The sequence below is a fragment of the Methylocystis sp. sgz306128 genome (assembly GCF_056032725.1).
This window is the reverse complement of sequence record NZ_JBVYWO010000003.1, coordinates 40,219-64,819: the sequence shown is the minus strand read 5'-3', so window position 1 is coordinate 64,819 and position 24,601 is coordinate 40,219. Positions and strand designations below refer to the sequence as shown.

The 24,601-nt window shown below is 58.3% G+C and carries 21 protein-coding genes and 1 tRNA gene; 20 read left to right on the top strand and 2 right to left on the bottom strand.

Features of this window, described 5'->3' with window-relative positions:
• The first annotated feature begins 8 nt into the window (after nt 1-8).
• From nuoE to AC0N03_RS06245, 17 genes are all read left to right on the top strand, one after another.
• Nucleotides 9-644: an NADH-quinone oxidoreductase subunit NuoE gene (gene nuoE / locus AC0N03_RS06325; protein WP_474287769.1), complete on the top strand. Its 636-nt coding sequence runs from the start codon at nt 9-11 to the stop codon at nt 642-644.
• Nucleotides 645-654: 10 nt separating this feature from the next.
• Nucleotides 655-1,956, top strand: a complete 1,302-nt coding sequence (gene nuoF / locus AC0N03_RS06320; protein WP_474287768.1) for an NADH-quinone oxidoreductase subunit NuoF — start codon at nt 655-657, stop codon at nt 1,954-1,956.
• A 34-nt stretch (nt 1,957-1,990) separates the two neighbouring features.
• Nucleotides 1,991-4,003, top strand: coding sequence for an NADH-quinone oxidoreductase subunit NuoG (gene nuoG, locus AC0N03_RS06315; protein ID WP_474287767.1), 2,013 nt, complete (start codon nt 1,991-1,993; stop codon nt 4,001-4,003).
• 3 nt (nt 4,004-4,006) lie between these two features.
• Nucleotides 4,007-5,023 carry an NADH-quinone oxidoreductase subunit NuoH gene (nuoH, locus tag AC0N03_RS06310; protein WP_474287766.1) on the top strand — a complete coding sequence of 339 codons (1,017 nt, stop codon included), beginning with the start codon at nt 4,007-4,009 and terminating at the stop codon, nt 5,021-5,023.
• On the top strand, nt 5,020-5,508 hold the full coding sequence (nuoI, locus tag AC0N03_RS06305; protein ID WP_474287765.1) for an NADH-quinone oxidoreductase subunit NuoI: 489 nt from the start codon (nt 5,020-5,022) through the stop codon (nt 5,506-5,508). Before nuoH ends, nuoI begins: the two co-directional genes overlap by 4 nt.
• A 56-nt stretch (nt 5,509-5,564) precedes the next feature.
• Nucleotides 5,565-6,173, top strand: coding sequence for an NADH-quinone oxidoreductase subunit J (locus AC0N03_RS06300; protein ID WP_474288105.1), 609 nt, complete (start codon nt 5,565-5,567; stop codon nt 6,171-6,173).
• 10 nt (nt 6,174-6,183) lie between these two features.
• Nucleotides 6,184-6,489 (top strand): NADH-quinone oxidoreductase subunit NuoK, encoded by a 306-nt coding sequence (nuoK, locus tag AC0N03_RS06295; RefSeq protein ID WP_474287764.1) that lies wholly within the window; start codon nt 6,184-6,186, stop codon nt 6,487-6,489.
• 8 nt (nt 6,490-6,497) lie between these two features.
• Entirely contained in the window at nt 6,498-8,507 is a 2,010-nt protein-coding gene (nuoL, locus tag AC0N03_RS06290; RefSeq protein ID WP_474287763.1) for an NADH-quinone oxidoreductase subunit L, read from the top strand.
• Complete coding sequence (locus tag AC0N03_RS06285; protein ID WP_474287762.1) at nt 8,507-10,018, top strand: NADH-quinone oxidoreductase subunit M; 1,512 nt, start codon at nt 8,507-8,509, stop codon at nt 10,016-10,018. The genes nuoL and AC0N03_RS06285 overlap by 1 nt, the downstream gene beginning before the upstream one ends.
• Nucleotides 10,019-10,023: 5 nt before the next feature.
• Nucleotides 10,024-11,460: an NADH-quinone oxidoreductase subunit NuoN gene (gene nuoN, locus AC0N03_RS06280; protein ID WP_474287761.1), complete on the top strand. Its 1,437-nt coding sequence runs from the start codon at nt 10,024-10,026 to the stop codon at nt 11,458-11,460.
• Nucleotides 11,461-11,468: 8 nt separating this feature from the next.
• Nucleotides 11,469-12,224, top strand: a complete 756-nt coding sequence (locus AC0N03_RS06275; protein WP_474287760.1) for a biotin--[acetyl-CoA-carboxylase] ligase — start codon at nt 11,469-11,471, stop codon at nt 12,222-12,224.
• A gap of 118 nt (nt 12,225-12,342) precedes the next feature.
• Nucleotides 12,343-14,025: a ribonuclease J gene (locus AC0N03_RS06270; RefSeq protein ID WP_474287759.1), complete on the top strand. Its 1,683-nt coding sequence runs from the start codon at nt 12,343-12,345 to the stop codon at nt 14,023-14,025.
• A gap of 3 nt (nt 14,026-14,028) precedes the next feature.
• Complete coding sequence (gene mce, locus AC0N03_RS06265; RefSeq protein ID WP_474287758.1) at nt 14,029-14,433, top strand: methylmalonyl-CoA epimerase; 405 nt, start codon at nt 14,029-14,031, stop codon at nt 14,431-14,433.
• Nucleotides 14,434-14,493: 60 nt separating this feature from the next.
• Nucleotides 14,494-14,721 carry a DUF1467 family protein gene (locus tag AC0N03_RS06260; protein WP_474287757.1) on the top strand — a complete coding sequence of 76 codons (228 nt, stop codon included), beginning with the start codon at nt 14,494-14,496 and terminating at the stop codon, nt 14,719-14,721.
• A 120-nt stretch (nt 14,722-14,841) separates the two neighbouring features.
• Nucleotides 14,842-14,917 (top strand) — tRNA-Lys (locus AC0N03_RS06255).
• Nucleotides 14,918-15,153: 236 nt separating this feature from the next.
• Nucleotides 15,154-15,924, top strand: coding sequence for a DUF6502 family protein (locus AC0N03_RS06250; protein ID WP_474287756.1), 771 nt, complete (start codon nt 15,154-15,156; stop codon nt 15,922-15,924).
• 6 nt (nt 15,925-15,930) lie between these two features.
• Nucleotides 15,931-17,067, top strand: a complete 1,137-nt coding sequence (locus AC0N03_RS06245; protein WP_474287755.1) for a DUF5666 domain-containing protein — start codon at nt 15,931-15,933, stop codon at nt 17,065-17,067.
• A gap of 116 nt (nt 17,068-17,183) precedes the next feature.
• Here the strand turns inward: AC0N03_RS06245 and AC0N03_RS06240 are convergent, their stop codons facing one another.
• Complete coding sequence (locus AC0N03_RS06240; protein WP_474287754.1) at nt 17,184-17,459, bottom strand: high potential iron sulfur protein; 276 nt, start codon at nt 17,457-17,459, stop codon at nt 17,184-17,186.
• A gap of 313 nt (nt 17,460-17,772) precedes the next feature.
• On the opposite strand from AC0N03_RS06240, the gene AC0N03_RS06235 reads away from it, so the two are divergent.
• Together AC0N03_RS06235 and AC0N03_RS06230 are read left to right on the top strand one after the other, a co-directional pair.
• A complete protein-coding gene (locus AC0N03_RS06235; protein ID WP_474287753.1) occupies nt 17,773-19,131 on the top strand; it encodes a cytochrome C in 1,359 nt (452 codons plus the stop codon).
• 280 nt (nt 19,132-19,411) lie between these two features.
• Complete coding sequence (locus tag AC0N03_RS06230; RefSeq protein ID WP_474287752.1) at nt 19,412-21,430, top strand: hypothetical protein; 2,019 nt, start codon at nt 19,412-19,414, stop codon at nt 21,428-21,430.
• Between the two features lie 86 nt (nt 21,431-21,516).
• Here the strand turns inward: AC0N03_RS06230 and AC0N03_RS06225 are convergent, their stop codons facing one another.
• Nucleotides 21,517-23,916 (bottom strand): heavy metal translocating P-type ATPase, encoded by a 2,400-nt coding sequence (locus AC0N03_RS06225; protein WP_474287751.1) that lies wholly within the window; start codon nt 23,914-23,916, stop codon nt 21,517-21,519.
• Nucleotides 23,917-24,198: 282 nt separating this feature from the next.
• Between AC0N03_RS06225 and AC0N03_RS06220 the strand changes: the two genes are divergently transcribed.
• A complete protein-coding gene (locus AC0N03_RS06220; RefSeq protein WP_474287750.1) occupies nt 24,199-24,549 on the top strand; it encodes a rhodanese-like domain-containing protein in 351 nt (116 codons plus the stop codon).
• Nucleotides 24,550-24,601 lie beyond the last annotated feature (52 nt).

Below are 24,601 nucleotides of genomic sequence, written 5' to 3'. Positions count from 1 at the left end.
CTGTAATTATGACCGTTCGTCGCCTTGCAGATCAGCAACCCGAGAGCTTCGCCTTCACTGCGGAGAATCTGGCCTGGGCAAACAAACAGATTGCGAAATATCCTGAAGGGCGTCAGGCCTCAGCTGTCATTCCATTGCTGTGGAAGGCGCAGGAACAGAATGACTACTGGCTGAGCAAGCCGGCAATTGAATGCGTCGCCGACCTGCTGGGCATGCCCTACATCCGCGTTCTGGAAGTGGCCACTTTCTACACGATGTTCAATCTGGCGCCGGTTGGCAAATATTTCATCCAGATGTGCGGAACCACGCCCTGCATGTTACGCGGCTCCAATGAAATCAAGGCCGTGCTCGAAAAACGCATCGGCGAGCAGCAGAAGGTGACGGCAGATGGCCTGTTCTCCTGGCTGGAGGTCGAATGCCTGGGTGCCTGCTGCAATGCCCCGATGGTTCAGATCAACAATGATTATTACGAAGATCTGAGTGCCGAAAGTTTCAACACGCTCCTCGATGATCTGGCTGCCGGGCGTCCGGTGAAAAAAGGCTCGCAGACGGGGCGTGTCACCTCGGAACCGGAATTTGGCAAGCTGACCACTTTAACGGATCTCTATCCCGCGGGGCCGCTTGCGGCCGACAAGACGGTTTAAGGACAAGCAGATGCTGACTGATAAGGACCGCATTTTCAGAAATCTCTATGGCTACGGCGACTGGGGCCTGGCCGGAGCGCGCTCGCGCGGAATCTGGGATGGCACCAAGGATCTGATTGAAAAGGGCAAGGATTGGATCCTGTCCGAGATGAAGGCTTCCGGTCTTCGCGGCCGGGGCGGTGCGGGCTTTCCCACCGGCTTGAAATGGTCGTTCATGCCCAAGGCCGATCCGAACCGGCCGAGCTATCTTGTCGTCAATGCCGACGAGTCCGAGCCCGGCACCTGCAAGGACCGCGAGATCATGCGCAGCGATCCGCACATGCTGATCGAGGGCTGTCTGGTTGCCTCATTCGCTATGGAGGCTCATGCCTGCTACATCTATGTGCGCGGCGAATATATCCATGAGCGCGAAAGGCTGGAAGCTGCGGTCGAGCAGGCCTATGAGGCCGGGCTCGTCGGCAAGAACAACATTCATGGCTGGCCGTTTGACATTTACGTGCACCACGGTGCGGGCGCCTATATCTGCGGCGAGGAAACCGCGCTGCTGGAAAGTTTAGAGGGCAAGAAGGGCCAGCCGCGCCTCAAGCCGCCGTTCCCGGCCAATATGGGTCTTTATGGCTGCCCGACGACGGTGAACAATGTCGAATCCATCGCTGTTGCGCCGACGATTTTGCGCCGTGGCGCGAGCTGGTTCTCCGGATTTGGCGCTAAAAATAATGCTGGAACCAAGCTGTTCTGCATTTCAGGCCATGTGAACAAGCCGTGCAACGTGGAAGAGGAAATGAGCATCCCGTTCCGCGAACTCATTGACAGGCACTGCGGCGGCATTCGCGGCGGCTGGGACAATTTGCTTGCGGTCATCCCGGGCGGGTCTTCGGTGCGCATGGTGCCGGCTGAGCAGATCATCGATTGTCCGATGGATTTCGACTCGCTGTCCAAGCTCCGCTCCGGACTTGGCACGGCGGCGGTGATTGTCATGGACAAGAGCACCGATATCGTGCGTGCCATCGCGCGTTTGTCCTATTTCTACAAGCACGAGAGCTGCGGACAGTGCACGCCCTGCCGCGAAGGCACGGGCTGGATGTGGCGCGTGATGACCCGCATGGCGGAAGGGCGCGCGCAAAAGCGCGAGATCGACATGCTGCTCGATGTCACCAAGCAGATCGAAGGCCACACGATCTGCGCGCTGGGCGATGCGGCGGCCTGGCCTATTCAGGGTCTTATTGCGCATTTCCGGCCTGAGATAGAAAAGCGTATCGATCAATATGCGGCCAACCCGCATAGCGAGCCGGTGCGCGTGGCCGCGGAATAGAATCAGGACGAGTTCAGGAAAGAAAGTTCAACGGATGACCAAGCTCATCATTGATGATATCGAAGTGGACGTGCCGCAGGACTACACCCTGCTGCAGGCTTGCGAGGCCGCTGGAGCTGAGATCCCGCGCTTCTGCTTTCACGAGCGTCTCTCGATCGCCGGCAATTGCCGGATGTGTCTCGTTGAGGTGAAGGGTGGCCCGCCGAAACCGACCGCCTCCTGCGCCATGGGGGTGCGCGATTTGCGCCCCGGGCCGAACGGCGAACCGCCGGTGGTGAGCACCAAATCGCCGATGGTGAAAAAGGCGCGCGAAGGCGTGATGGAATTCCTGCTGATCAACCATCCGCTCGATTGCCCGATCTGCGATCAGGGCGGCGAGTGCGATCTGCAGGATCAGGCCATGGCTTTCGGCGGGGATCATTCGCGTTTCGCCGAGAACAAGCGTGCCGTCGAGGACAAATATATCGGCGTTCTGGTTAAAACCTCGATGAACCGCTGCATCCAGTGCACGCGCTGCGTCCGTTTCTCGACGGAAGTGGCCGGCGTGACTGAACTTGGCCTCACCGGCCGCGGCGAAGATGTCGAGATCACCACCTATCTCGAACGCGCCATGACCTCGGAACTTCAGGGCAATCTGGTTGACCTGTGCCCCGTGGGCGCGCTGACGTCGAAGCCCGCCGCCTTCAATATGCGTTCATGGGAACTGACCAAGACCGAGTCGATCGATGTGATGGATGCTCTGGGCTCCGCCATCCGCGTCGACACGCGCGGACGCGAAGTCATGCGCATTCTGCCGCGCGTGAACGAGGCTGTGAACGAGGAATGGATTTCCGACAAGACCCGTCACGTGATCGATGGTCTCAAGGTGCAGCGCCTTGACCGGCCCTATATCCGCCGTGACGGCAAGCTGGTTGCGGCCTCCTGGGCCGATGCCTTGCAGACGGTGGCCGCGAAGGTCAGGGGCGGCAAGCTTGGCGCGATGATCGGTCAACTGGCTGGTGTCGAGGAAATGTTCGCGCTGAAAGCGTTGCTGACCAGCCTTGGCTCGTCGGCGATCAGCGTCGAGGGCGTCGGCACCCTCGATCCCGCGCATGGCCGCGCCTCCTATATATTCAATTCGACCATAGCCGGTATTGATCAGGCCGATGCGATCATGCTGATCGGCACCAATCCGCGCAAGGAAGCGCCGGTTCTCAATGCGCGCATCCGCAAGCGCTGGCGGCAGGGCAACCTTCTGACCGGTGTGATCGGCGAGCAGGCCGATCTGACCTATACCTATAATTATCTCGGCGCGGGCACGGAAAGCCTTGCCAATTTCGTTGAACACGGCCCGGCCAACAAGACCAACCCGATGCTGGTTGTCGGCATCGGCGCGCTTGAGCACGAAGGTGTTCTGGCCGTTGCTGCAAAGGCTGCTGTCTCGCTCGGGGTGGTCAAAGAGGGCTGGAACGGCTTCAATGTGCTGCACACGTCTGCTGCGGCTGTCGGGGCGCTGGATCTGGGCCTGAAGCGCAACGATCTTTCGGGCTGCGATGTCATCATCTCGCTCGGTGCGGATGAAACACCCGCTCCGGCAGGGGCCTTTGTTGTGTATATCGGCACGCATGGCGATGCTGGCGCGGAGCGGGCTGATGTGATCCTGCCCGGCGCCGCCTATACCGAGAAATCGGCGACTTACGTCAACACGGAAGGCCGGGTGCAGATGACCAGCCGCGCAGCATTCCCGCCGGGAAATGCGCGCGAGGACTGGTCGATCCTGCGGGCACTGTCCGATCTGGTCGGCCATAAGCTGCCGTTCGACTCGCTGGATCAATTGCGCGCGGCGCTTTATGCGGTCTATCCGCATTTTGCCGAGATCGACGGCATTGCTGCCGGGGCGCACTCTGAACTGTTGGCGCTGGCTGGTTCTGCCTCGGGGCTCGCCTCCGCCACTTTCCGGTCTCCGGTCAAGGATTTTTATCTGACAAACCCGATCGCCCGCGCATCCAAGGTCATGGCCGAATGTTCGGCACTGGCGCAGAATGCCCTGGCCCAGGCGGCGGAGTAAAAGATGTTTTCAACGATCATGCTCTTGAGTTTGCTCCTCACCGTCGTCAAGGCTCTGGCCTTGCTGGTCGGATTGCTGATTTTCGTGGCCTATGTGATTCTGGCCGACCGCAAGATCTGGGCAGCCGTGCAATTGCGCCGTGGCCCGAATGTCGTAGGGCCGTGGGGTTTGCTGCAAAGCTTCGCCGATATGTTTAAGTTCCTGTTCAAGGAACCGATCATTCCATCGGGTGCCAACAAAGGCGTGTTTCTGATCGCGCCGCTGGTGACATCCGTTCTGGCGCTGTCCGCATGGGCCGTGATTCCGCTCTCCTCGGGCTGGGCCGTTGCCGATCTTAACGTCGGAATTCTTTACATTTTTGCCATTTCGTCGCTCGGTGTTTACGGCATCATCATGGGCGGCTGGGCCTCGAATTCAAAATATCCGTTCCTCGGCGCGCTGCGTTCGGCGGCGCAGATGGTGTCCTACGAAGTCTCGATCGGCTTTGTGCTCATTACCGTGCTGCTCTGCGCTGGTTCGCTGAACCTTTCGGATATCGTGAAGGCGCAGGATACGCGCCTTGGCCTGTTTGGCTGGTATTGGCTGCCCTTGCTGCCGATGTTTGTTATCTTCTTCATTTCGGCTCTGGCCGAGACGAACCGTCCGCCCTTCGATCTGCCTGAAGCGGAATCCGAACTGGTTGCCGGTTTCATGGTGGAATATTCGTCCACGCCCTATCTGCTGTTCATGCTGGGCGAATATGTCGCCATCGTCACCATGTGCGCCATGACGACCATATTGTTCCTCGGCGGCTGGCTCTCGCCCATTCCGTTTGCACCATTCACTTGGGTTCCGGGTGTCATCTGGTTCATTTTGAAGGCCTCGCTGGTTTTCTTCATGTTCGCCATGGTCAAGGCCTTCGTGCCGCGCTATCGCTATGATCAGCTGATGCGCCTGGGCTGGAAGGTGTTTTTGCCGATCTCGCTGGTTGGCGTTGTTGTCGTGGCCGGAGTGCTGCAATATTTTGGAGCGCAGGGATGAGACTGGATCAAGCCGCCCGTTCGCTTTTTCTGACGGAGTTCGTATCGGCATTCTTTTTGTCGATGCGCTATTTCTTCAAGCCTAAAGCAACGCTGAATTATCCGCATGAGAAGGGCCAGCTTTCGCCCCGGTTTCGTGGCGAGCACGCACTGCGCCGGTACCCCAATGGCGAGGAGCGCTGCATTGCCTGCAAATTATGCGAGGCGATCTGCCCGGCACAGGCCATTACGATCGAGGCTGGTCCGCGCAACAATGACGGCACACGCCGCACCACGCGCTACGACATTGACATGGTCAAATGCATCTATTGCGGTTTCTGTCAGGAAGCCTGCCCGGTAGAGGCGATTGTCGAAGGCCCGAATTTCGAGTTTGCCACCGAAACCCGCGAAGAACTGCTCTATGACAAAGAGCGGCTGCTGGAGAACGGCGCGCGCTGGGAACGGGAACTGGCCCGGAACATTGCTCTGGATGCGCCTTATCGGTGATGTTGATTTGAATTGGCATGAATGCGCCGCCGATGCGGCGGGCGGGGATGAAGATTATGACTGTGGCGGCTGGCTTCTTTTATCTGTTCTCGATTGTCATGGTGGCGTCGGGCTTCATGGTGATCTCGGCGCGAAATCCGGTGCACTCGGTTTTGTTCCTGATTCTGGCTTTTGTGAATGCCGCCGGTCTGTTTCTGCTGCTTGGCGCTGAATTTCTGGCGATGCTTCTGGTTATCGTCTATGTCGGCGCGGTAGCGGTGCTGTTCCTGTTCGTTGTGATGATGCTCGACGTTGATTTTGCCGAACTGAAGCAGGGTTTTCTGCAATATCTGCCGGTCGGCGCACTTATCGGCATTGCGGTGCTGGTTGAGCTGGTATTTGTTGTCGGCACATGGCTGCAGGCGCCGTCCGAGCTCGTCACCAAGGCTGCGCCCACGCCGGAAGGCGTGTCCAACACCATGGCGCTGGGTAACGTGCTCTATACGCAATACGTCTATTTCTTTGAAATTTCAGGCTTTATTCTTCTGACTGCCATGATAGGCGCTATTGTTCTTACGCTCCGCCACAAGGAGGGCGTCAAGCGTCAGGATATTTCCGCTCAGGTTGCGCGTACCAAGGCAACGGCCATGGACGTCAAGAAAGTGCCGTCACGGGCAGGGGTGTGAGGAAATCAACATGATAAGTCTTGGCCATTATCTCACCGTTGCCGCTATTCTGTTCACGCTGGGCGTTGCCGGAATTTTTCTCAACCGGAAGAATGTGATCGTCATTCTTATGTCGATTGAGCTGATCCTGCTGTCGGTGAACATCAATCTGGTGGCATTTTCGAGCTTTCTGGGAGATCTGACAGGGCAGGTGTTCGCCCTGTTCATCCTGACTGTCGCAGCGGCTGAGGCGGCCATCGGCCTCGCCATTCTGGTGGTTTACTATCGCAACCGCGGCTCCATCGCGGTTGAAGATATCAATATGATGAAGGGCTAAGCCGACCCATGTATCAAATCATCGTCTTTGCTCCGCTCGTCGGCTTTCTGATTGCCGGTCTCTTCGGCCGCCAGCTTGGCGCGCGCCCGGCTGAACTGATCACAACCGCGTTGCTGTTTCTGTCGGCCATATTGTCATGGGTGGCCTTCGTGCAGGTAGGCTATGACCACGCCACGGCCCGTGTCGAGGTTGCCAACTGGTTATCTTCCGGCACGCTGCAGGTCGACTGGGCACTGCGCATCGACACGCTGACCGCTGTCATGCTTGTCGTGGTCAACAGTGTTTCCGCGCTCGTGCATCTCTATTCCATCGGCTATATGCATGAAGATCCCAGCCGCCAGCGCTTTTTTGCCTATCTGTCGCTGTTCACCTTCGCCATGCTGATGCTGGTGACCTCGGACAATTTGGTTCAGATGTTCTTCGGCTGGGAAGGCGTCGGTCTGGCCTCGTATCTGCTTATCGGGTTCTGGTATGAGAAGCCGTCGGCCAATGCCGCGGCAATGAAGGCTTTTGTCGTTAATCGTGTCGGCGATTTTGGTTTTGCGCTGGGCATCTTTCTGATTTTCGCCCTGACGGGTTCCGTGAGCTTCGAAACAATCTTCGGCGCAGCCGGTTCGCTGGCGGGCAAATCCATCATGGCTTTCGGTCATTCCTGGGATGCCCTGACGCTCACCTGCCTGCTCTTGTTCATGGGGGCGTGCGGCAAGTCGGCACAGTTCCTGCTGCATACCTGGCTGCCGGACGCCATGGAAGGCCCAACACCGGTTTCGGCGCTCATTCATGCCGCGACCATGGTGACAGCCGGCGTGTTCATGGTGGCCCGCCTTTCACCCCTGTTTGAGCTGGCGCCGACGGCCCTGACTGTTGTCACGGTGGTGGGTGGAACGACGGCCTTTTTTGCAGCAACCGTTGGTCTGGTGCAGAACGACATCAAGCGCGTTATCGCCTATTCGACATGTTCACAGCTTGGTTATATGTTTGTGGCGCTGGGCGTGGGCGGTTATCAGCTCGGTATTTTCCACCTCTTCACCCATGCCTTCTTCAAGGCTCTGTTGTTCTTGGGTGCCGGTTCGGTCATCCATGCAATGCACCATGAGCAGGACATGCGCAATATGGGCGGGCTGCGGACAAAAATTCCCTTCACCTTCTGGATGATGACGATCGGCACATTGGCGCTGACCGGTGTCGGCCTTCCGTTCACCTCATTCGGCTTTGCCGGGTTCGTTTCCAAGGATGCGATTATCGAAGCCGCATTCGCCTCCCAGACACCCGGCCATGTCTATGCCTGGTTGCTGATCGTTCTGGCCGCGGGTCTGACGTCGTTCTATTCCTGGCGTCTGGTGTTCATGACATTCTTCGGCCAGCCCGCTTCGCATGGGCATGCGGCGCACGGTCATGACGACCACGGCCATGGCCATGATGAACATGACCACGGTTCGCATGGTCACCATGAGCCGCATGAATCACCGCTGGTGATGCTGGTTCCGTTGGCCTTGCTTGGACTTGGCGCCGTGTTGGCGGGCTTCGCCTTCAAGAGCGTGTTCTTTGGCGGCGCGCATGAAGGATTCTGGCAGGAGGCCTTGTTCGTCGGCAAGGACAACCATCTTCTTGAGGAGATGGAACATGTGCCGGCGCTGGTGAGCCTGCTGCCGACGCTGATGATGATCGGCGGCTTCCTGCTGGCCTATTTCATGTATATCGCGCGTCCCGGCTCTGCCGATGCGCTGGCCAGAGCCAATCCGGTTCTCTACCGTTTCCTGCTGAACAAGTGGTATTTCGACGAGATTTACGACGTGATCTTCGTCAGGCCTGCCCTGTGGATCGGGCGGCTGTTCTGGAAGGGCGGCGACGGCGTTATCATTGACGGCATGGGCCCCGATGGCATTGCCGCGCGTGTGGTCAATGTGACCAACCGGGTCGTGGTGCTGCAGTCCGGCTATGTCTATCACTATGCGTTCGCGATGATGATTGGTGTTGCGGCGCTGATTTCCTGGTATCTGATTGGGGGCATTCACTGATGTTTGGCTTTGGCATTCTTTCCGGCCTGACGTTCCTGCCTCTTCTCGGGGTGGCCTGCCTGCTGCTGCTGCGTGGCGAGGACGAAGCGACCTTGCGCAATATCCGCTGGGTGGCGTTGCTGACGACTCTGGTGACCTTTGCTTTGTCTCTCGTGGCCTGGAGCCGGTTTGACACCTCCAGCGCGGCCTTCCAGCTTGTCGAGCAGCGGGACTGGTTTTCCGACAAGATCCTTTACAAGCTCGGCGTGGACGGCATGTCGATGCCGTTCGTGCTGCTGACCACGTTCCTCATGCCGTTCTGCATTCTGGCCTCATGGGAATCGATCACCTATCGGGTTCGCGATTACATGATTGCGTTTCTGGTGCTCGAAACACTGATGATCGGCGTGTTCACGGCTCTTGATCTTCTGCTGTTCTATCTGTTCTTTGAAGCCGGGCTCATTCCGATGTTCCTGATCATCGGCATATGGGGCGGCAAGCGCCGCATCTACGCCAGCTTCAAATTCTTCCTCTACACGCTGCTCGGCTCCGTGCTGATGCTGCTCGCCATCATGGCGATGTACTGGACGGCCGGAACAACCGATATCGTTGTTCTGCTCAAAACCGCGTTTCCGGCGGGCATGCAGAAATGGCTGTGGCTGGCTTTCTTCGCCTCTTTCGCAGTCAAAATGCCGATGTGGCCCGTACATACCTGGCTGCCCGACGCGCACGTCGAGGCGCCGACGGCGGGTTCCGTCATTCTGGCCGGTATTCTGCTGAAGATGGGCGGATATGGCTTCCTGCGTTTCTCGCTGCCAATGTTTCCCGATGCGTCGCATTATTTCGCGCCGCTGGTGTTCACGCTCTCCATTGTGGCCATCGTCTACACGTCGCTGGTGGCGCTGGTGCAGGAGGATATCAAGAAGCTGATCGCTTATTCCTCGGTTGCGCATATGGGGTTCGTGACCATGGGCCTGTTTGCGATGAACGCTCAGGGCGTGCAGGGCGCGGTTTACCAGATGGTGAGCCACGGTCTCGTTTCCGGCGCCTTGTTCCTCTGCGTGGGTGTGATCTATGACCGCCTGCATACGCGCGAGATCGCGGCTTACGGCGGTCTGGTCAAGCGGATGCCGATCTATGCCGTGGTCATGATGGTGTTTACCATGGCCAATGTCGGCCTGCCGGGTACCTCGGGCTTTGTCGGCGAATTCCTGACGCTGATCGGCACATACAAAGCCAACAGTTCTGTGGCCCTGTTTGCGACTCTGGGTGTCATTCTTTCGGCCGCCTATGCGCTTTATCTGTACCGCCGCGTGATTTTCGGAGTGCTCGACAAGCCGAGCCTCATGACGATGCGTGATCTGAGCGGGCGGGAAATTGTTCTGTTTGTACCGCTGGTTGTGCTTACGGTTTATTACGGGGTGCATCCGCAGCCCATACTGGACGCCTGTGCCGCTTCGGTATCTCACCTTATCGAGGGCTATGATACGGCTCTCCAATCCATGAAAACAGCTGCTCTGGCGGTTCACTGAGGTCTATGATGGTTTCGCCGACTCTTGCTCTTGCTCCTATTCTGCCTGAAGTGGTCACAGGCGTGGGGGCACTGATTCTGGTTCTGCTTGGCGCCTGGAAAGGCGAGCGGATCAGCGGGCTCATTTCCCAACTGGGAATACTTGTGCTCGTCGCGGCTCTGGTGCTTGTCTGGACGGGCAGGGGTCAGTCGGGCGTTGATTTTTCCGGGTCTTTCATCAGCGACAGCTTCAGCCATTACATGAAGATTTTGTCGCTGGTGGGCGCGATTGTCACTTTGCTGCTCTCACTCGATTATGCCAAGCGCGAGAAATTCTCGACATTCGAATATCCGGTGCTGGTGTTGCTCTCGACACTCGGCATGATGCTGATGATATCAGCCAATGATCTGATAGCGCTCTATCTCGGGCTGGAATTGTCTTCTCTGGCTCTTTATGTCATCGCCGCCATTCAGCGCGATAATGTCAAGTCAACTGAAGCGGGTCTCAAATATTTCGTTCTCGGCGCATTGTCCTCCGGCATGCTGCTCTATGGCGCATCCCTGATCTATGGTTTTGCCGGAACAGTGCATTTCGCCGGAATCGCCAAGGCCATCAATGGCCATGCCTCGATTGGCGTCATCTTCGGCCTGGTGTTCCTGATTGCCGGTTTCGCTTTCAAGATTTCGGCGGTTCCGTTCCATATGTGGACGCCGGACGTCTACGAGGGCGCCCCCACGCCCGTGACGGCGTTTTTTGCCTCCGCGCCGAAAATGGCCGCAATGGCTATGACGGTGCGCGTGATTTCCGTGGCCTTTCCGGGCATTCTGGCGCAGTGGCAGCAGATTTTCGGGTTTCTTGCGCTGCTTTCGATGCTGCTTGGCGCCTTCGCCGCGATCGGCCAGACCAATATCAAGCGGCTGATGGCTTATTCCTCAATCGGCCATATGGGCTTCGCACTGCTCGGTCTGGTGGCCGGTTCGGCCAATGGCATTCAGGGCGTCGTGATTTACATGACGATCTATCTTGCCATGACGCTCGGGACCTTCGCCGCTATCGTGCAGATGCGCCGCGCCGGGCAGAGCGTGGAAACCATCGCCGATCTCGCCGGTCTGTCGAAGACCAATGGAAAAATGGCCTTTTTCCTTGCAATGATGATGTTTTCGCTGGCGGGTATTCCGCCGCTCGCCGGTTTCTTTGCCAAATTTTATGTGTTCGCGGCGGCGATTCAGGCGCATCTGTATTTTCTGGCGGTCGTTGGCGTGCTTTCGTCTGTCGTTGGCGCGTTTTACTATCTGCGCATCGTCAAGGTGATGTATTTTGACGAGTCGAAGGGCGCCTTTGACAAGCCGCACTGGGCGGTGGATTGGGTGCTGGTGCTGGCGGGCATATTCGTTCTTGCCTTCTGGCTCGATCCCTCGCCACTGGTGACGGCCGCTGCCGCCGCTGCGCAATCCCTGTTCTAGAGCCTGTATTGACTGATCTTCTGGCGCTTCATCCGAGAGACCGGCTCGAGATTTTCGAGAGCCTTGGTTCAACGCATGATGAAGCGCTGGCGCGCGCGCGCGGCGGCGATCCGGGTCATTTATGGATCATGGCCCGGGAACAGACCGGCGGTCGCGGCAGGCTGGGTCGTGTCTGGCATTCGCCGCGGGGCAATCTCTACACCAGCCTGTTGCTTATTGACCCTGCGCCTGCCGGAAAGCTGGCCGAGCTTGGCTTCGTGGCGGGCGTGGCGCTCGCCGATGCTGTGCGTGCGGCCTCTGGCCTGCAAGAGCGGGTGCAGATCAAATGGCCGAACGATCTGGTTGTCGGGGGCGCGAAACTCTCGGGACTGCTGCTCGAAACTATCGCCATCAGATCAGGTTATTACGGGTGCGCGCTGGGGTTCGGCATCAATTTGCAGTCACATCCGGATGGACTGCCTTATGAGGCAACCAATATTCTTAAAGCCAGCGGCGTTTCCATCCCGCCTGAAGCCATGCTGGCGGCGCTTTCGCGCTCATTCGGCCATTGGCTGGATGTCTGGAACGCGGGGACGGGATTTTCCGCCATCCGGCATGCGTGGCTGGCGCGGGCAGCCCGGCTGGAGCGTGAGATCAGGGTGATCCGGCAAGATCAATCTTTGTCCGGTGTTTTTGCGGGAATTGATACGACCGGCCGCCTGTTGCTGCGGCGCGGGAATGAAACTCTGGCCATAGATGCGGGGGATGTGTTCCTCAACGGTTGAAGCACCAGAATTATATATTCATGTGGTTGGCGTTTGGATTTACGTCACCACATAGAGAAGATGAATGCCGGCAAGAAAAGTCCGCCTGCCGGCCAAGCGGCGAAAATGAAAGAAAAATATGAAGAAAAAAGTTGAAGGCCTTGTGTTCGTCCCTCTTGGGGGACTGGGTGAAATCGGTATGAATTGCGCGCTCTATGGCTTCGGGCCGGAAAAGGCGCGCAAATGGATCATGGTTGATCTGGGTGTTTCCTTTGCCGGAGACGATCTCCCTGGTGTGGATCTGATCATGCCGGATATCGGCTTCGTCGAAAAAATCCGCAAGGACCTCCTTGGATTGATCATTACCCATGCACACGAAGATCATATCGGGGCCGTGGCGGAGTTATGGCCACGCCTGAAATGTCCGGTCTATGCGACGCCGTTTGCTGCGGGTTTGCTGGAAGCCAAACGGCTTATGGAGCCGCAGGCACCCGATATCCGTGTGCATGTTGTGCCGCAGGGCGGGCATATCTTTCTCGAGCCGTTCGAGATCGAACTGGTTGCCGTCGCCCATTCCATTCCGGAAAGCTGCGCGTTGGCCATACGCACGCCTGCCGGGCTTATCGTCCATACGGGCGACTGGAAGATCGACGAAACGCCGATTGTCGGACGCGCGACCGACGAGGCGCGCCTGCGTGCGCTGGGCGATGAGGGCGTTCTGGCGCTGATCTGCGATTCGACCAATGTGCTGCGCGAGGGCATCAGCCCTTCGGAGACGGATGTCGCCAAAACGCTGAAAGAACTGATTGCCGATGCGCCGGGGCGTGTGCTGGTGACGACATTCGCCTCGAATGTCGCGCGCCTCAAAGCGACGGCGCTTGCCGCCGATGCCGCTGGCCGGCGCGTGGCCTTGATCGGCCGCGCCATGGACCGTGTCGTTCAGGTGGCGCGGGAATGCGGCTATCTTGACGGCGTGATGCCATTTTTGTCTTCGCAGGCCGCGCGCGATATTCCGCGCAAGCAATTGGTAGTGCTCGCCACGGGCAGTCAGGGCGAGCCAAGGGCCGCGCTGGCGCGTCTGGCCGAGGATGAGCACCCCGATCTGAAGCTCAGCCCCGGCGACAGAGTGATTTTTTCTTCCCGTCCGATTCCCGGCAATGAGAAGTCCATCAATTCGAATATCAACGGGCTTGTGGATCAGGGAATTGAGGTTGTCACGGACAGGACGCATCTCGTCCATGTGTCCGGGCATCCGCGCCGCGCAGAACTGCAACGCATGTATGAATGGATTCGCCCGCAAATCGCCATTCCGGCGCATGGCGAGCCTCTCCACCTTGATGTTCATGCGACCTTCGCCCGCGAGATGGGCGTGCCGAGGGTGATCAAGGCCCGCAACGGCGATGTCGTGCTCATTGCCGATATGTCGGGCGGGGAAGAGCCCGGCATTATTGATGACATTCCGCACGGCAGTCTGGTGAAGGATGGCAATGCGTTGGTTCCGGCCTCCGACGAGGCGATTGCGCAGCGCCGCCGGCTGGCCTTTGCCGGCGTGGTGAGCATCGCGCTCGCGCTGACCTCCAAGGGTGAGCTGGCGGGCGATCCGGATGTTGTCTTCGCGGGCTTGCCGATGCGCACCGCGCGCGGCGGCGCAATGGATGAAGTGGTCGATGCCGCTGTCTTTGCTGCGCTCGATCACATGCCCAAGGCACGCCGGCGCGATGCAGATATGGTGGTCGATGCGGTGGAGAAATCCGTCCGCTCGGCTGTCGGGCAGGCCTGGGGCAAGAAGCCTGCCGTTCATGTGCTGGTTGTGGAGGTCTGAGCCATGATAGGCCGGCTGAACCATGTTGCGATTGCCGTCAGGGATCTGGCGAAAGCCAGCGAAACTTATAAAGCCATGCTGGGGGCTGAGGTCGGCCCTCCGCTGGCCCAGCCTGAGCACGGCGTGACGGTGGTGTTTATCACGCTGCCCAACACCAAGATCGAATTGCTGGAGCCGCTGGGCGAGGCTTCGCCCATCGCCAGATTTCTGGAGAAAAATCCGGACGGCGGCATTCATCATCTGTGTTATGAGGTTCAGGATATTCTGGCGGCGCGCGATCATCTCGTTGCCATGGGTGCCCGTATTATTGGCGATGGAACGCCAAAGATCGGGGCGCATGGCAAGCCGGTTCTGTTTCTTCACCCGAAGGATTTTCTGGGGACGCTGACCGAACTCGAGCAGGTTTAACGGCCATGGGCCAGCGCGGCTGAATTGCGCTGGTTTTCAATTATTTATGAGAGGTTGCGCATGAACACGCCCATGAGCATTGCTGTATTCTTCACCATGTGGTGGATCATTCTATTTGCGGTACTCCCCTTTGGCGTCAAGTCGCAGCGGGAAGAGGGAAGCTATTTCCAGGGTACGGATCCGGGTGCGCCCGTTGCGCCGCATATGCTGAAAAAGATCCTCTGGACCACTGCGGTCACTATTGTGCTGTTTGGCATTCTTTACTATTTCGCCAATTATGCGCCGTGATGCTGCCGGCACCGGCGGCGATTTTTTGCAATAATGCTGTGCTGATGTCGCAATGGGCTTGACGCCATGATAAGATGCGGCTACCGAAGCGCAGCCTTGGAAACGCTTTCCACCGAGAGAGAGCGCGTAGCTCAGCAGGTAGAGCATCTGACTTTTAATCAGAGGGTCTCGGGTTCGAATCCCGACGCGCTCACCAAGGCTTTCCATATCGTTGCGCATTTTTGTCCCCGACCGGGACGAAGTGGCGCAGTTGCGCCCTGAGCAGGTCTCGGATATCAACCTTGTGAAATTATTTCCCACAAAATGGTCCAATTCAAGGTTTGCCAGATTGTGGCCGTGCGTTGAATTTGCTAATCCTTTCTAATGTCAGATCAAAAAGGTCATTCGTCCCGGTTCCTGAGCGCAGAGTTGGTTCTGCCACAGGTTGCGCGCATGATGCGCCCTTTGGTCGTTATGCTGATCCGGGCGGGCGTTACGTTCCCGGCATTGTCCAACATGCTGCGCGAGCTTTATGTGAGCGTGGCTGATTCGGATTTCACGCTGCCGGACAAACCGCAGACCGACAGCCGCATCAGCCTGCTTACCGGTGTGCATCGCAAGGAAATCAGCCGCTTGCGCGCCGCGGAAATGCCGGAGGCAGAAGTTTCCATTGCACTGTCGCGGAGCAGCCAGATTATTTCGCGCTGGACAAGCCTTTCGGAATATTGCGACGCCGAAGGCAAGCCGCTGCCGCTGCCACGCCAGTCCGGTTCGCCGGACGAGCCAAGTTTTGAATCGCTGGTCGCTTCAGTAACCCGCGACGTGCGGCCCCGTGCTGTCCTTGATGATTGGATCAATGCCGGCATTGTTGAATTGCAGGTGCCGGATCTTGTGGTGCTGAAAGAGTCGGCTCTCGTGCCCAAAGCCGGGGACGCGGAACAATTATATTATTTTGGCCGCAATCTTCATGATCACATGGCCGCTGCCGTTGCAAATGTCGGCGGAATAGAACCGCCCTTTCTGGAGCGGGCCGTTCATTATGACGGCTTGTCCGAGGCGGCTTCGGCGAAACTGGCCGCCGAGGCAAAAAAAGCTGCAATGGATATTCTGGTCGAGGTTAATAAGTCCGCCCTGCAGGTGGTGGATGCGCAGGATGAGGGGGAATGGCGCTGGACTGCGGGCGTGTATGTTTTTCGCGAGAAAATGCCCGCAAAAAAGGATTGATCAGAAGTGTTTAACCGCAAGTTTGTTGCCATATTTGCGTCAACGGCCTTTTTGGCCGCGATTCTTACGGGCGTCTGTTCGGGCAATGGCTCAGCCTTGGAAAAGCCGCGTGATCAGGGCATCGGCGGCACAGGCATTATTGGCGCGATAACCGGGTTTGGCAGCATATTCGTCAATGGCTATGAAGTGGATTACACGCCGGATCAGATCGTTGCGAATGACGCGCCCTCAGGCGATCCGACACAGCTAAAGATCGGTCAGATCGTATCCGTGATCGCACGCGGTTCGGGGCGGCACCTGCAGGCGGTTCGCATATCCGTCCAGCATGAAGTTGTCGGGCCGGTTTCGCATTATAACTGGCGTCGGCGGCTAGTCGTTATACTGGGACAAAAGATCGATATTTCCGCAGTAAAAAATCCCGGTCCCATCAGACAAGGGCAATGGCTGGCGGTCAGCGGGCTGCGCGACGGCAGGGGTATTGTGCGAGCGCGTCTTATCGAGGCGGCGCAGCCAGGCAATTTCCAGCTTATCGGAACGGAAGCTCAGATCGGACGTATACTTGGGGATGCCGGACGCCAGAAGCTGGGCGCACATAAGGCTGAGCAAAGATTTGTCGTGCGCGGACATGGTTCTGAATCGAACCTCACGGTCGATCAGACGACAAGCTGGGCTTATTTTGCCAATGCCGGTCATCTGAGCCATGTTTCAATCGAAGGATATTATGGTCTCAAGGCTGGCGACTCGGTCAAACTCCACCGCGAGACCGGATGGGGCGCCGATCTGGACGGATCACCGCTGCGTGTGGTGCACAAGATACTGAACATTCTGAGCACGCCCTTCAAGGGCAGAGAGCGGGAACGGATGGGTATCATGGAGGGCTCATTGAGTGCCGACGGCGTGATCAATGTGCGCAGGGTCAGTTATCCTGATTCGGGCCGGAATCATGACGGCGGACGTTTCCATCATGGCAAAAGCGGCAATAGCTATTATCTTCTGCCAGAGCAGGGCGGGGACGATCCCGGGAATTCGTCGGTGTCTACGCCGCGAGGCTCCGGCCTTGATAATTCGCGCGGGTCGGCGCATCCGGGTGCTGGCAATGGGGGCGGCGGGATTTCAAATGGCAATAGCCAGGGGCATGATTGAAAAAACTCCGGCAATGACGGATCATTGCCGGAGTTCTGATTTCAGTGTCTGCTGCGGGACGCTGTCTGAACAATAAAAGGAGCGATCGGCCCGCATCCAACCGCGTGGCTCTGCCCTCAGGCGGCCTTCTTGACCCAAATCTTGCACCAGCCCGTAGGAGCAACCGTACCGTCGACGGTTTTGCACTGATTGGGCGCAATAAACAGATTGCAATTTGAGCAGCTTTTGTCGCCTTTTGGCTCGTTCTGATATCCGACCGCAGACTGGGCTACCTTTGCGGATGCAGGCGAGGCGCAGAGCGCGATAACAGGCAGCGAACCTGCCGCGGCGATCGTCTTCATCACCAGACGGCGTGTAATTTTCCTGGATTCGCCTTTAAATTCATTTTCCATTTTGGTCTACTCCTAACGTCCTGAAACAGCGCGATGGAATGCCTGTTTGTGATAATGAGCCATGATTTAAATCAAATCTTTTGGCAGAGGTGAATTATGGCTTGCGCCTCCCCGCCGGCCTTTGCGTGCCGTTGCGTCCGTTGATTTAAATCATCGACACTGAGATATTTTCTCAATTAACATGATAGAGTTCTTAAGATTCGTTTGGTTTCGTTTGATTTTTATCAAGTTTTCGTCGGGGGCGAACATGCCGATATACCGCCATTGTGTTGATTTTCGCAGTTTTACGCGCTCGTTAAGTCAAATTCGAGGGTTGCTGCTTGCGATTATCGGGTTTTGTTTTGCAAGTGCATTTCTTTCGAGCAGCGCCTATGCCATTCCAAGTTTTGCCCGGCAGACGGGGCAGCCTTGTGCGTCTTGTCATACTGCCTTTCCTGAGCTGACGCCGTTCGGACGTCAGTTCAAGCTCAACGGCTATACGATGGGCGGCGGCGACTCCAAAATTCCAGCCTTTGCTGTCATGGATCAGGCGACCTTCACGAATTATATGCGCAAGCTTGATGCGCCAGATGGGAACTATGCGCCCCCGTCGCCAAATGGCGGCTTCAAGACCAACAACAATGTTGATCTGACGCAGCAGATCAGCCTCTTCTATGGCGGACAGATTTACGGCAATCTCGGCGCTTTCGTGCAGACGACCTTCAGCAATGACACGGCGGGCAACCATGTGGCGCTGGATCTGACAGACGTGCGCTATGCGGATACGGCCAAGATAGGCGGAACGGATATCGTCTGGGGCATCACGGCCAATAATGCACCGACCGTGCAGGATGTCTGGAATACGACTCCGGTTTGGTCTTTCCCCTTCATTTCGTCCAATTTCGGCTTTGGACCTGCCGCCGGGCCGTTGATTGAAAGCTTCGATCCCAGCCAGACCGCGGGTGTTGGCGCCTATGTTTTCGCGCATGATCTGGTTTATGCGGAACTGAGCGGATATAGTTCGCTGTCGCCGCGTGTGCAGACATCGCTCGGGCTTTCACCGCCAGACCCGACCAATACGATCAAGGGCGTTGCGCCATACTGGCGTCTGGCCGTTGAACCGACATGGGGCAACAGTTCGCTGATGGTCGGCACCTTCGGCATGTATGCCGAAATCGCTCCGGGACGCGATTACAGCATCGGAACCGACAAGATCACCGATATCGGCCTCGACAGCCAATACCAGTGGATCGGCGACATGCATGCGATCACCGCCCGCGCCAGCTATATCTACGAGAATCAGAAGCTGGATTCTTCCTCCCTGTATGCCGGAACAAATTCGACTGATCACCTGAACAGCTTCAAGGCCTCGGTCTCCTATATTTACGATCATACGGTCTCTCTGACCGCCGGTTATTTCTCGATATCCGGAACCGGAGATACAGCGCGCTACGGCTTTGACACTGCCGTTAACCCAAACGGCTCGCCCAATTCGGCTGGCTATATATTTGATGCAGCCTATCTGCCCTTCAGCCACGGGGCGCCCGGGCCGTGGCCCTGGCTCAACAGCCGCATCGGCGTCAGCTATACCGGCTATACCAAATTTGATGGGCTGAGCAGCAATATCGATGGTCATGGCCGCAAGGCCAGCGACAATAATACCCTGATGCTCTACGCATTCACGGCATTCTGATCGGGGATATCTGCAGGGCCGCCTTCCAGCGGCCCTGTTTTTTCCGGGCTGCGGGCAACCGTGGCCCGTTTTGTTTCCTAGGGTTTCGTTTACGCTGTGCCGCGCAAAGTTCCGGCGGGGCGATTGAATTTTTCTCCCGGCTCGCGGCATATAGGATTATTAAAGCTTGCCCGGCCTGCCGAAAGATGTGGCGAAGTGGCGCCTGGGCCCGGACGGGGCTTGGTTTCAGCCATACGGGGTTTGTTCTGTTATTATTCGATGGATGATTGACGACGGCATTATGAATTCGCCCACCAATGAAAATTCCAGCCGACGTGCCTTGCCGCGCGTGCTGCACTTTTTTGTGCCGGTTCTGCTGGGCGGCCTGCTTGGCCTTGGGGCGGCCTTTGCGCTGATGCGCCTGCGTCCGGCTGAATATGAGGCGACCGCGCAGATCAAAATCAATCTGCGCGGGGCAGCGGATGCGGCGCAGATGCGGGCGGCTGCGGAGTATATTGCGGAACGGGGAAGGGCGCTGGTTGCGGCACAGCAACCCGCTTCTGGCATGCGCCCCGAGCCTGTCCTGCATCTGGAGCAAGGACCATCGCCTGACCTTCTCAATATCAGGGTCATCCTGCCTGATCCGACGCGTGCGGCGGCATTTGCCAATCTTGTTGCAAAGGCGCTGGTGGATGGGGAAATGGCCACGGCCGCCGGGGCAAAGGCTGGCCAGATTCTGGCTTTGCAGGCTTCGCGGGCAGACGAGTTGGCCCGAGCTGCGGCGCAGTCGGCTGCGGCGGCGCAGGACTACAGATTGCGGCTGGGCGCGGGCGAAAGTCCCGCCAGCGATGCGGCGCAGATCGGCGCATTGACGGCGCAACTGACGCAATTGCGCGATGATCTGAAGCAGGCACAAGCAAGGGAACAAGCTCTCAAGCAGGTTTTGCCCGATGATATGGGCGATGTTCGATCGTCGTTTTCGACCGCTTTCGGGGCGTTGGTGGCGCAATATGCGGATATGCGGCGCCAGCAGGCCAAGATGAGCGAAGTCTACGGCCCGCTTCATCCCGACATGCAGCAAATCAGCGATAAGCTCAATGCGCTGCGCGGCCAGATCGAAAAAGAACGCCAGAGCCTGCTTGAAAGCGTGGGCAACGATATACAGACGCTGGAGACACGGATCGATGCGCTGACGCGTGAACTGACGGAAAGGCAACAAGCCCAGAGTAAAAGGGAAGGCCAGCTCGCGCAATTGCAGCGCCTCAATGCCAAGGCTGAAGCAGATCGTGCCGTGTCCGATGCATATCGCGCGCAGCAGCAGGCTGGTCCGGAAGCGGCTGAACAAACCAACATGCAGGTTCTGTCGGCGGGCTCGGCGCAAAGATTGCAGCCTGCATGGCAGGATTTTCGTTTTGTCTTGGGACTTGGCGCTTGTGGCGGCGCCTTGATCGGCCTAATGGCCGCCGGGCTTTTTTGGCGAACACAGACATATCGTTCGCGATTGCCGACCCAAAGCACGCAGGCGAGGGAGGATGAAACCCGGTCCGACATCATTGCGTCAGAACTCGTGAACGCGACGGATGAAACCCCGGTTTCTCCGGTGACAGCCTCTCTGGACAGAGACGTGCCTGCACAAGCTTCAACTCATACCGGGCGGATGCCAGCGGAGGCCTTCTCGGCTGTCATTGGCCCCTTGCCTGCATCTTCCGATCAGAGCCGGAACGCGCATCAGGGATTGATCCGGGTTGCCGATGCGCGAGAGGCCTGCAATGCGGTGTTCGAGAGCGAAATTCGCCCTTTCCTTCAGGGGCAGGCAGGTAAAATTATCGCTCTGGCGGCGATGCCCGGAGCTCATGGCCGCACGCTGGTGGCGACGGCATTTGCCCGGCTTGCGGCTGAAGCCGGCCTTTCCGCTCTCGTGCTGTCCGAGCATGGCCGCATTGTGCCCGGCCCGGGATTGCTTGATCTCGTGGCGCGTAAGGCCGATGTCTTTCAGCTGGCCAGACGCGACGAAGCCGGAGGCTTCATGCTGATGCGCATCGGCTGCGCGGTGCCAGAGGATTTCTGGGTTCTCGCGCAGCATCCGCGTTTCGAGGCGACAATTGCCCTGCTGCGCGAGGTCTGGGATATCATCTGCATTGAGCTTCCGCCATTTTCGCCGGAGGAAGACCCACCGCCGCCGCGCGATCTCTTTGAGAAGCTGATTCTGATCGCCGACCCGCTCCGGGATGAACAGGATGCCGTGCGTGCGGTAATGGCCCAATGGCAAAGCGGCGCGGATGCCCGCCTTATGCTCATCGGTAATGCCACGGATACGTAATCTTCCGCCCGCAATAGTGGCGCGACGCCTTAGGCGGCGGCAGAGCGGAGCCAGCCTGCGCGGCGCAATTAAGAGGCGGGAGGTGCCTATTTCGGCGTGCCTATTTCCCTCGCTATATGGCGCAGGCGCAGCGCATTGCCGACGACGCTGACCGATGAGAGCGACATGGCCGCCGCCGCGAGCACGGGTGACAGCAAAATCCCGAGAATTGGATAAAGCACCCCTGCGGCTATGGGCACGCCTGCGGCATTATAAATGAAAGCAAAGAACAGGTTTTGCCGGATATTGCGCATCGTGGCCCGGCTGAGCCTGCGTGCGCGCACAATGCCGCCCAGATCGCCCCTGAGCAGCGTAATGCCTGCACTTTCCATCGCGATATCGGTGCCGGTTCCCATGGCGATGCCCACATCGGCTGCGGCCAGGGCAGGCGCATCGTTGACTCCGTCGCCGGCCATGCCGACGATGCGGCCCTGCGCGCGCAATCGTGCGACAAAAGCTGCCTTGTCCTGCGGCAGAATCTCGGCTTCGACCTCGGCGATACCAAGTTGCCGGGCAACGGCCTGAGCGGTGGTCTTGTTGTCGCCGGTGAGCATGATCACTTTTATGCCTTCCGCGCCCAGACCCGCGAGGGCCGCTGGCGCAGACGCCTTGATCCGGTCAGCGACTGCGACGAGGCCAGCTGGCCTGCCATCGACGGCCAGGAAGACGACGGACGCGCCTTCGCCGCGGCGGGCTTCCGCCTCCGGGACAAATTCGTCGAAATTTAGTCCTGCTTCGGCCATCATGCGCTGGGTGCCGAGGACAAGGCTGCGGCCCTCCACAGTGCCTCTGATACCCTTGCCGGTGAGGCTGTCGAAATCCTGCGCATCACTCAGCGCCAGGCCGCGTTCTGCGGCCGCATCGACGATGGCGAGACCGAGGGGATGTTCGCTGGCGCGCTCCAGACTCGCCGCCAGCCGCAGCACATCCGCATCTGAAAAGCCGGACCCGGCCTTGATGGCGGCGAGTCTGGGCTTGCCTTCCGTCAGCGTACCGGTTTTATCGACGACCAGCGTATCGATCTTTTCCAGCCGCTCCAGCGCCTCGGCGCTCTTGACCAATACGCCGAGATGCGCGCCCTGACCGATGCCGACCATGATCGACATGGGCGTGGCCAGCCCGAGCGCACAGGGGCAGGCGATGATAAGCACGGCGACGGCCGCGACCAGCCCGTGGGCAAGACGCGGCTCCGGCCCCCACAGGCTCCAGACGGCAAAGGCGAGGATGGCGGCCAGAATGACAGCCGGCACAAACCATCCGGCGACATCATCCGCCAGACGTTGGATCGGCGCGCGGGAGCGTTGTGCTTCGGCCACCATCTGCACGATGCGCGCCAGCATCGTGTCCCGGCCAACCATGTCCGCACGCATGACGAAGGCGCCGGACTGGTTCAGGGTGCCGCCGATGAGCCGGTCGCCGGTCTCGCGGGTAATGGGCATCGACTCACCGGTGATCATCGATTCATCGATCGTGCTGCGGCCTTGCAGCAATTCCCCATCTACGGGAACCTTTTCTCCGGGACGCACCTGCAATTTGTCCCCGACATGGATCATGTCGAGCGCAACATCCTCCGTGGTGCCGTCATTACGTAGCCGCCGGGCTGTTTTGGGCGCGAGGTCCAGCAGGGCGCGGATGGCGCCGCCGGTCTGCTCGCGGGCGCGCAATTCAAGAATCTGGCCAAGCAGCACCAGCACAGTGATAACCGCCGCAGCCTCGAAATAAATAGCGACGGCGCCACCGGGCCCGCGGAATGTTGCGGGGAAGACTTGCGGCGCCACTGTGGCCACAAGGCTGTAAACCCATGCGACGCCTGTGCCCATGCCGATCAGCGTAAACATATTGAGATGACGCGTGATCAGCGATTGCGCCGCACGCTGGAAGAATGGCCAGCCCGCCCAGAGCACGACGGGCGTTGCCAAAATCAGTTGCAGCCAGTTGGCGGCATTGCGCCCCAGCAGCATGTGCAGGCCGAAGAAATGGCCGCCCATTTCCATGATGAAGACGGGCAGGGTCAGGACAACCGCGGCGCGGAAACGGCGGGTCATGTCGATGAGTTCTTCATTCGGAAGCGCTTCGAGAGAAGCGATCTCAGGTTCCAGCGCCATGCCGCAGATGGGGCAGGTGCCGGGGCCTGTCTTGCGGATTTCCGGGTGCATGGGACAGGTATAGATCACGCCCTCAGTGGCAGGGGCGACCTTCGCCGGCTCTGCCGCCGTTGCAGGGGAAGCAGGTTTGTTAAGATATTGTTCGGGCGCGGCCTCGAACTTTTTGCGGCAACCCTCGCAGCAAAAATAATAGGCTTTGCCGTTATGTTCTGTCGTGTGTTTCGCGGTGGCGGGATCAACATTCATGCCACAGACGGGATCGATGGCCTTTTTCGCCGCGACATCCCCATGGCCGTGGCAGCAGGCACTGCCGGAAGGGTGGACGTGATTATAGTCTGTCATGACTGATCCTCGCATGAACACGGACTTTGTCGCTGCGATGAAACAAAAGGACACGGCACGGTCTCGACGCCGCCGCGTGAAGTTTCATCCTGACTGAGATTATATATTCTCGTGAACACGCCGGTAGATAGCAATTTAATCGCGGGCGCCCTTTGATCCGGATCAAAATCCGGGCTTGAGAACATTGGCAGCCGGATTTGGATCACCGTATTAAAATATATCTTGCTAAATTAGTATTATTTAATTTATAAGGAGCCGAAATTTTTTCAGGAGTGAACTGCCATGTCCATTTTTAATGTTTTGTCCGGCATCCTCGGTGGCGGACAGGCCCTTCCGGCGATAGAGCATGATGCATTTGTCGAGGCTGTCGCAAAGCGCAAAGTGCGCGTAATTGACGTACGTGAACCGGGTGAATTTGCTGCGGGCCATATTCCCGGCGCCGAGAATCATCCTCTCTCGCAATTTGAGCCATCACGTCTGCCCAAGGAAGGCGCGGTGGTTCTGGTATGCCAGGCAGGCGCACGCTCGGCGCGTGCGCTTCAGCAGGCGCGGGCGGCTGGCATGGACAATATTGCCCATTATGCTGGCGGCACCGGCGGATGGAAAGCCAAGGGCGGACCGATCAGCCGCTAATTTCGTACGCCCGAATGGAAACGCTACAATTCAGCGCCGCTTGGCGCTGAAT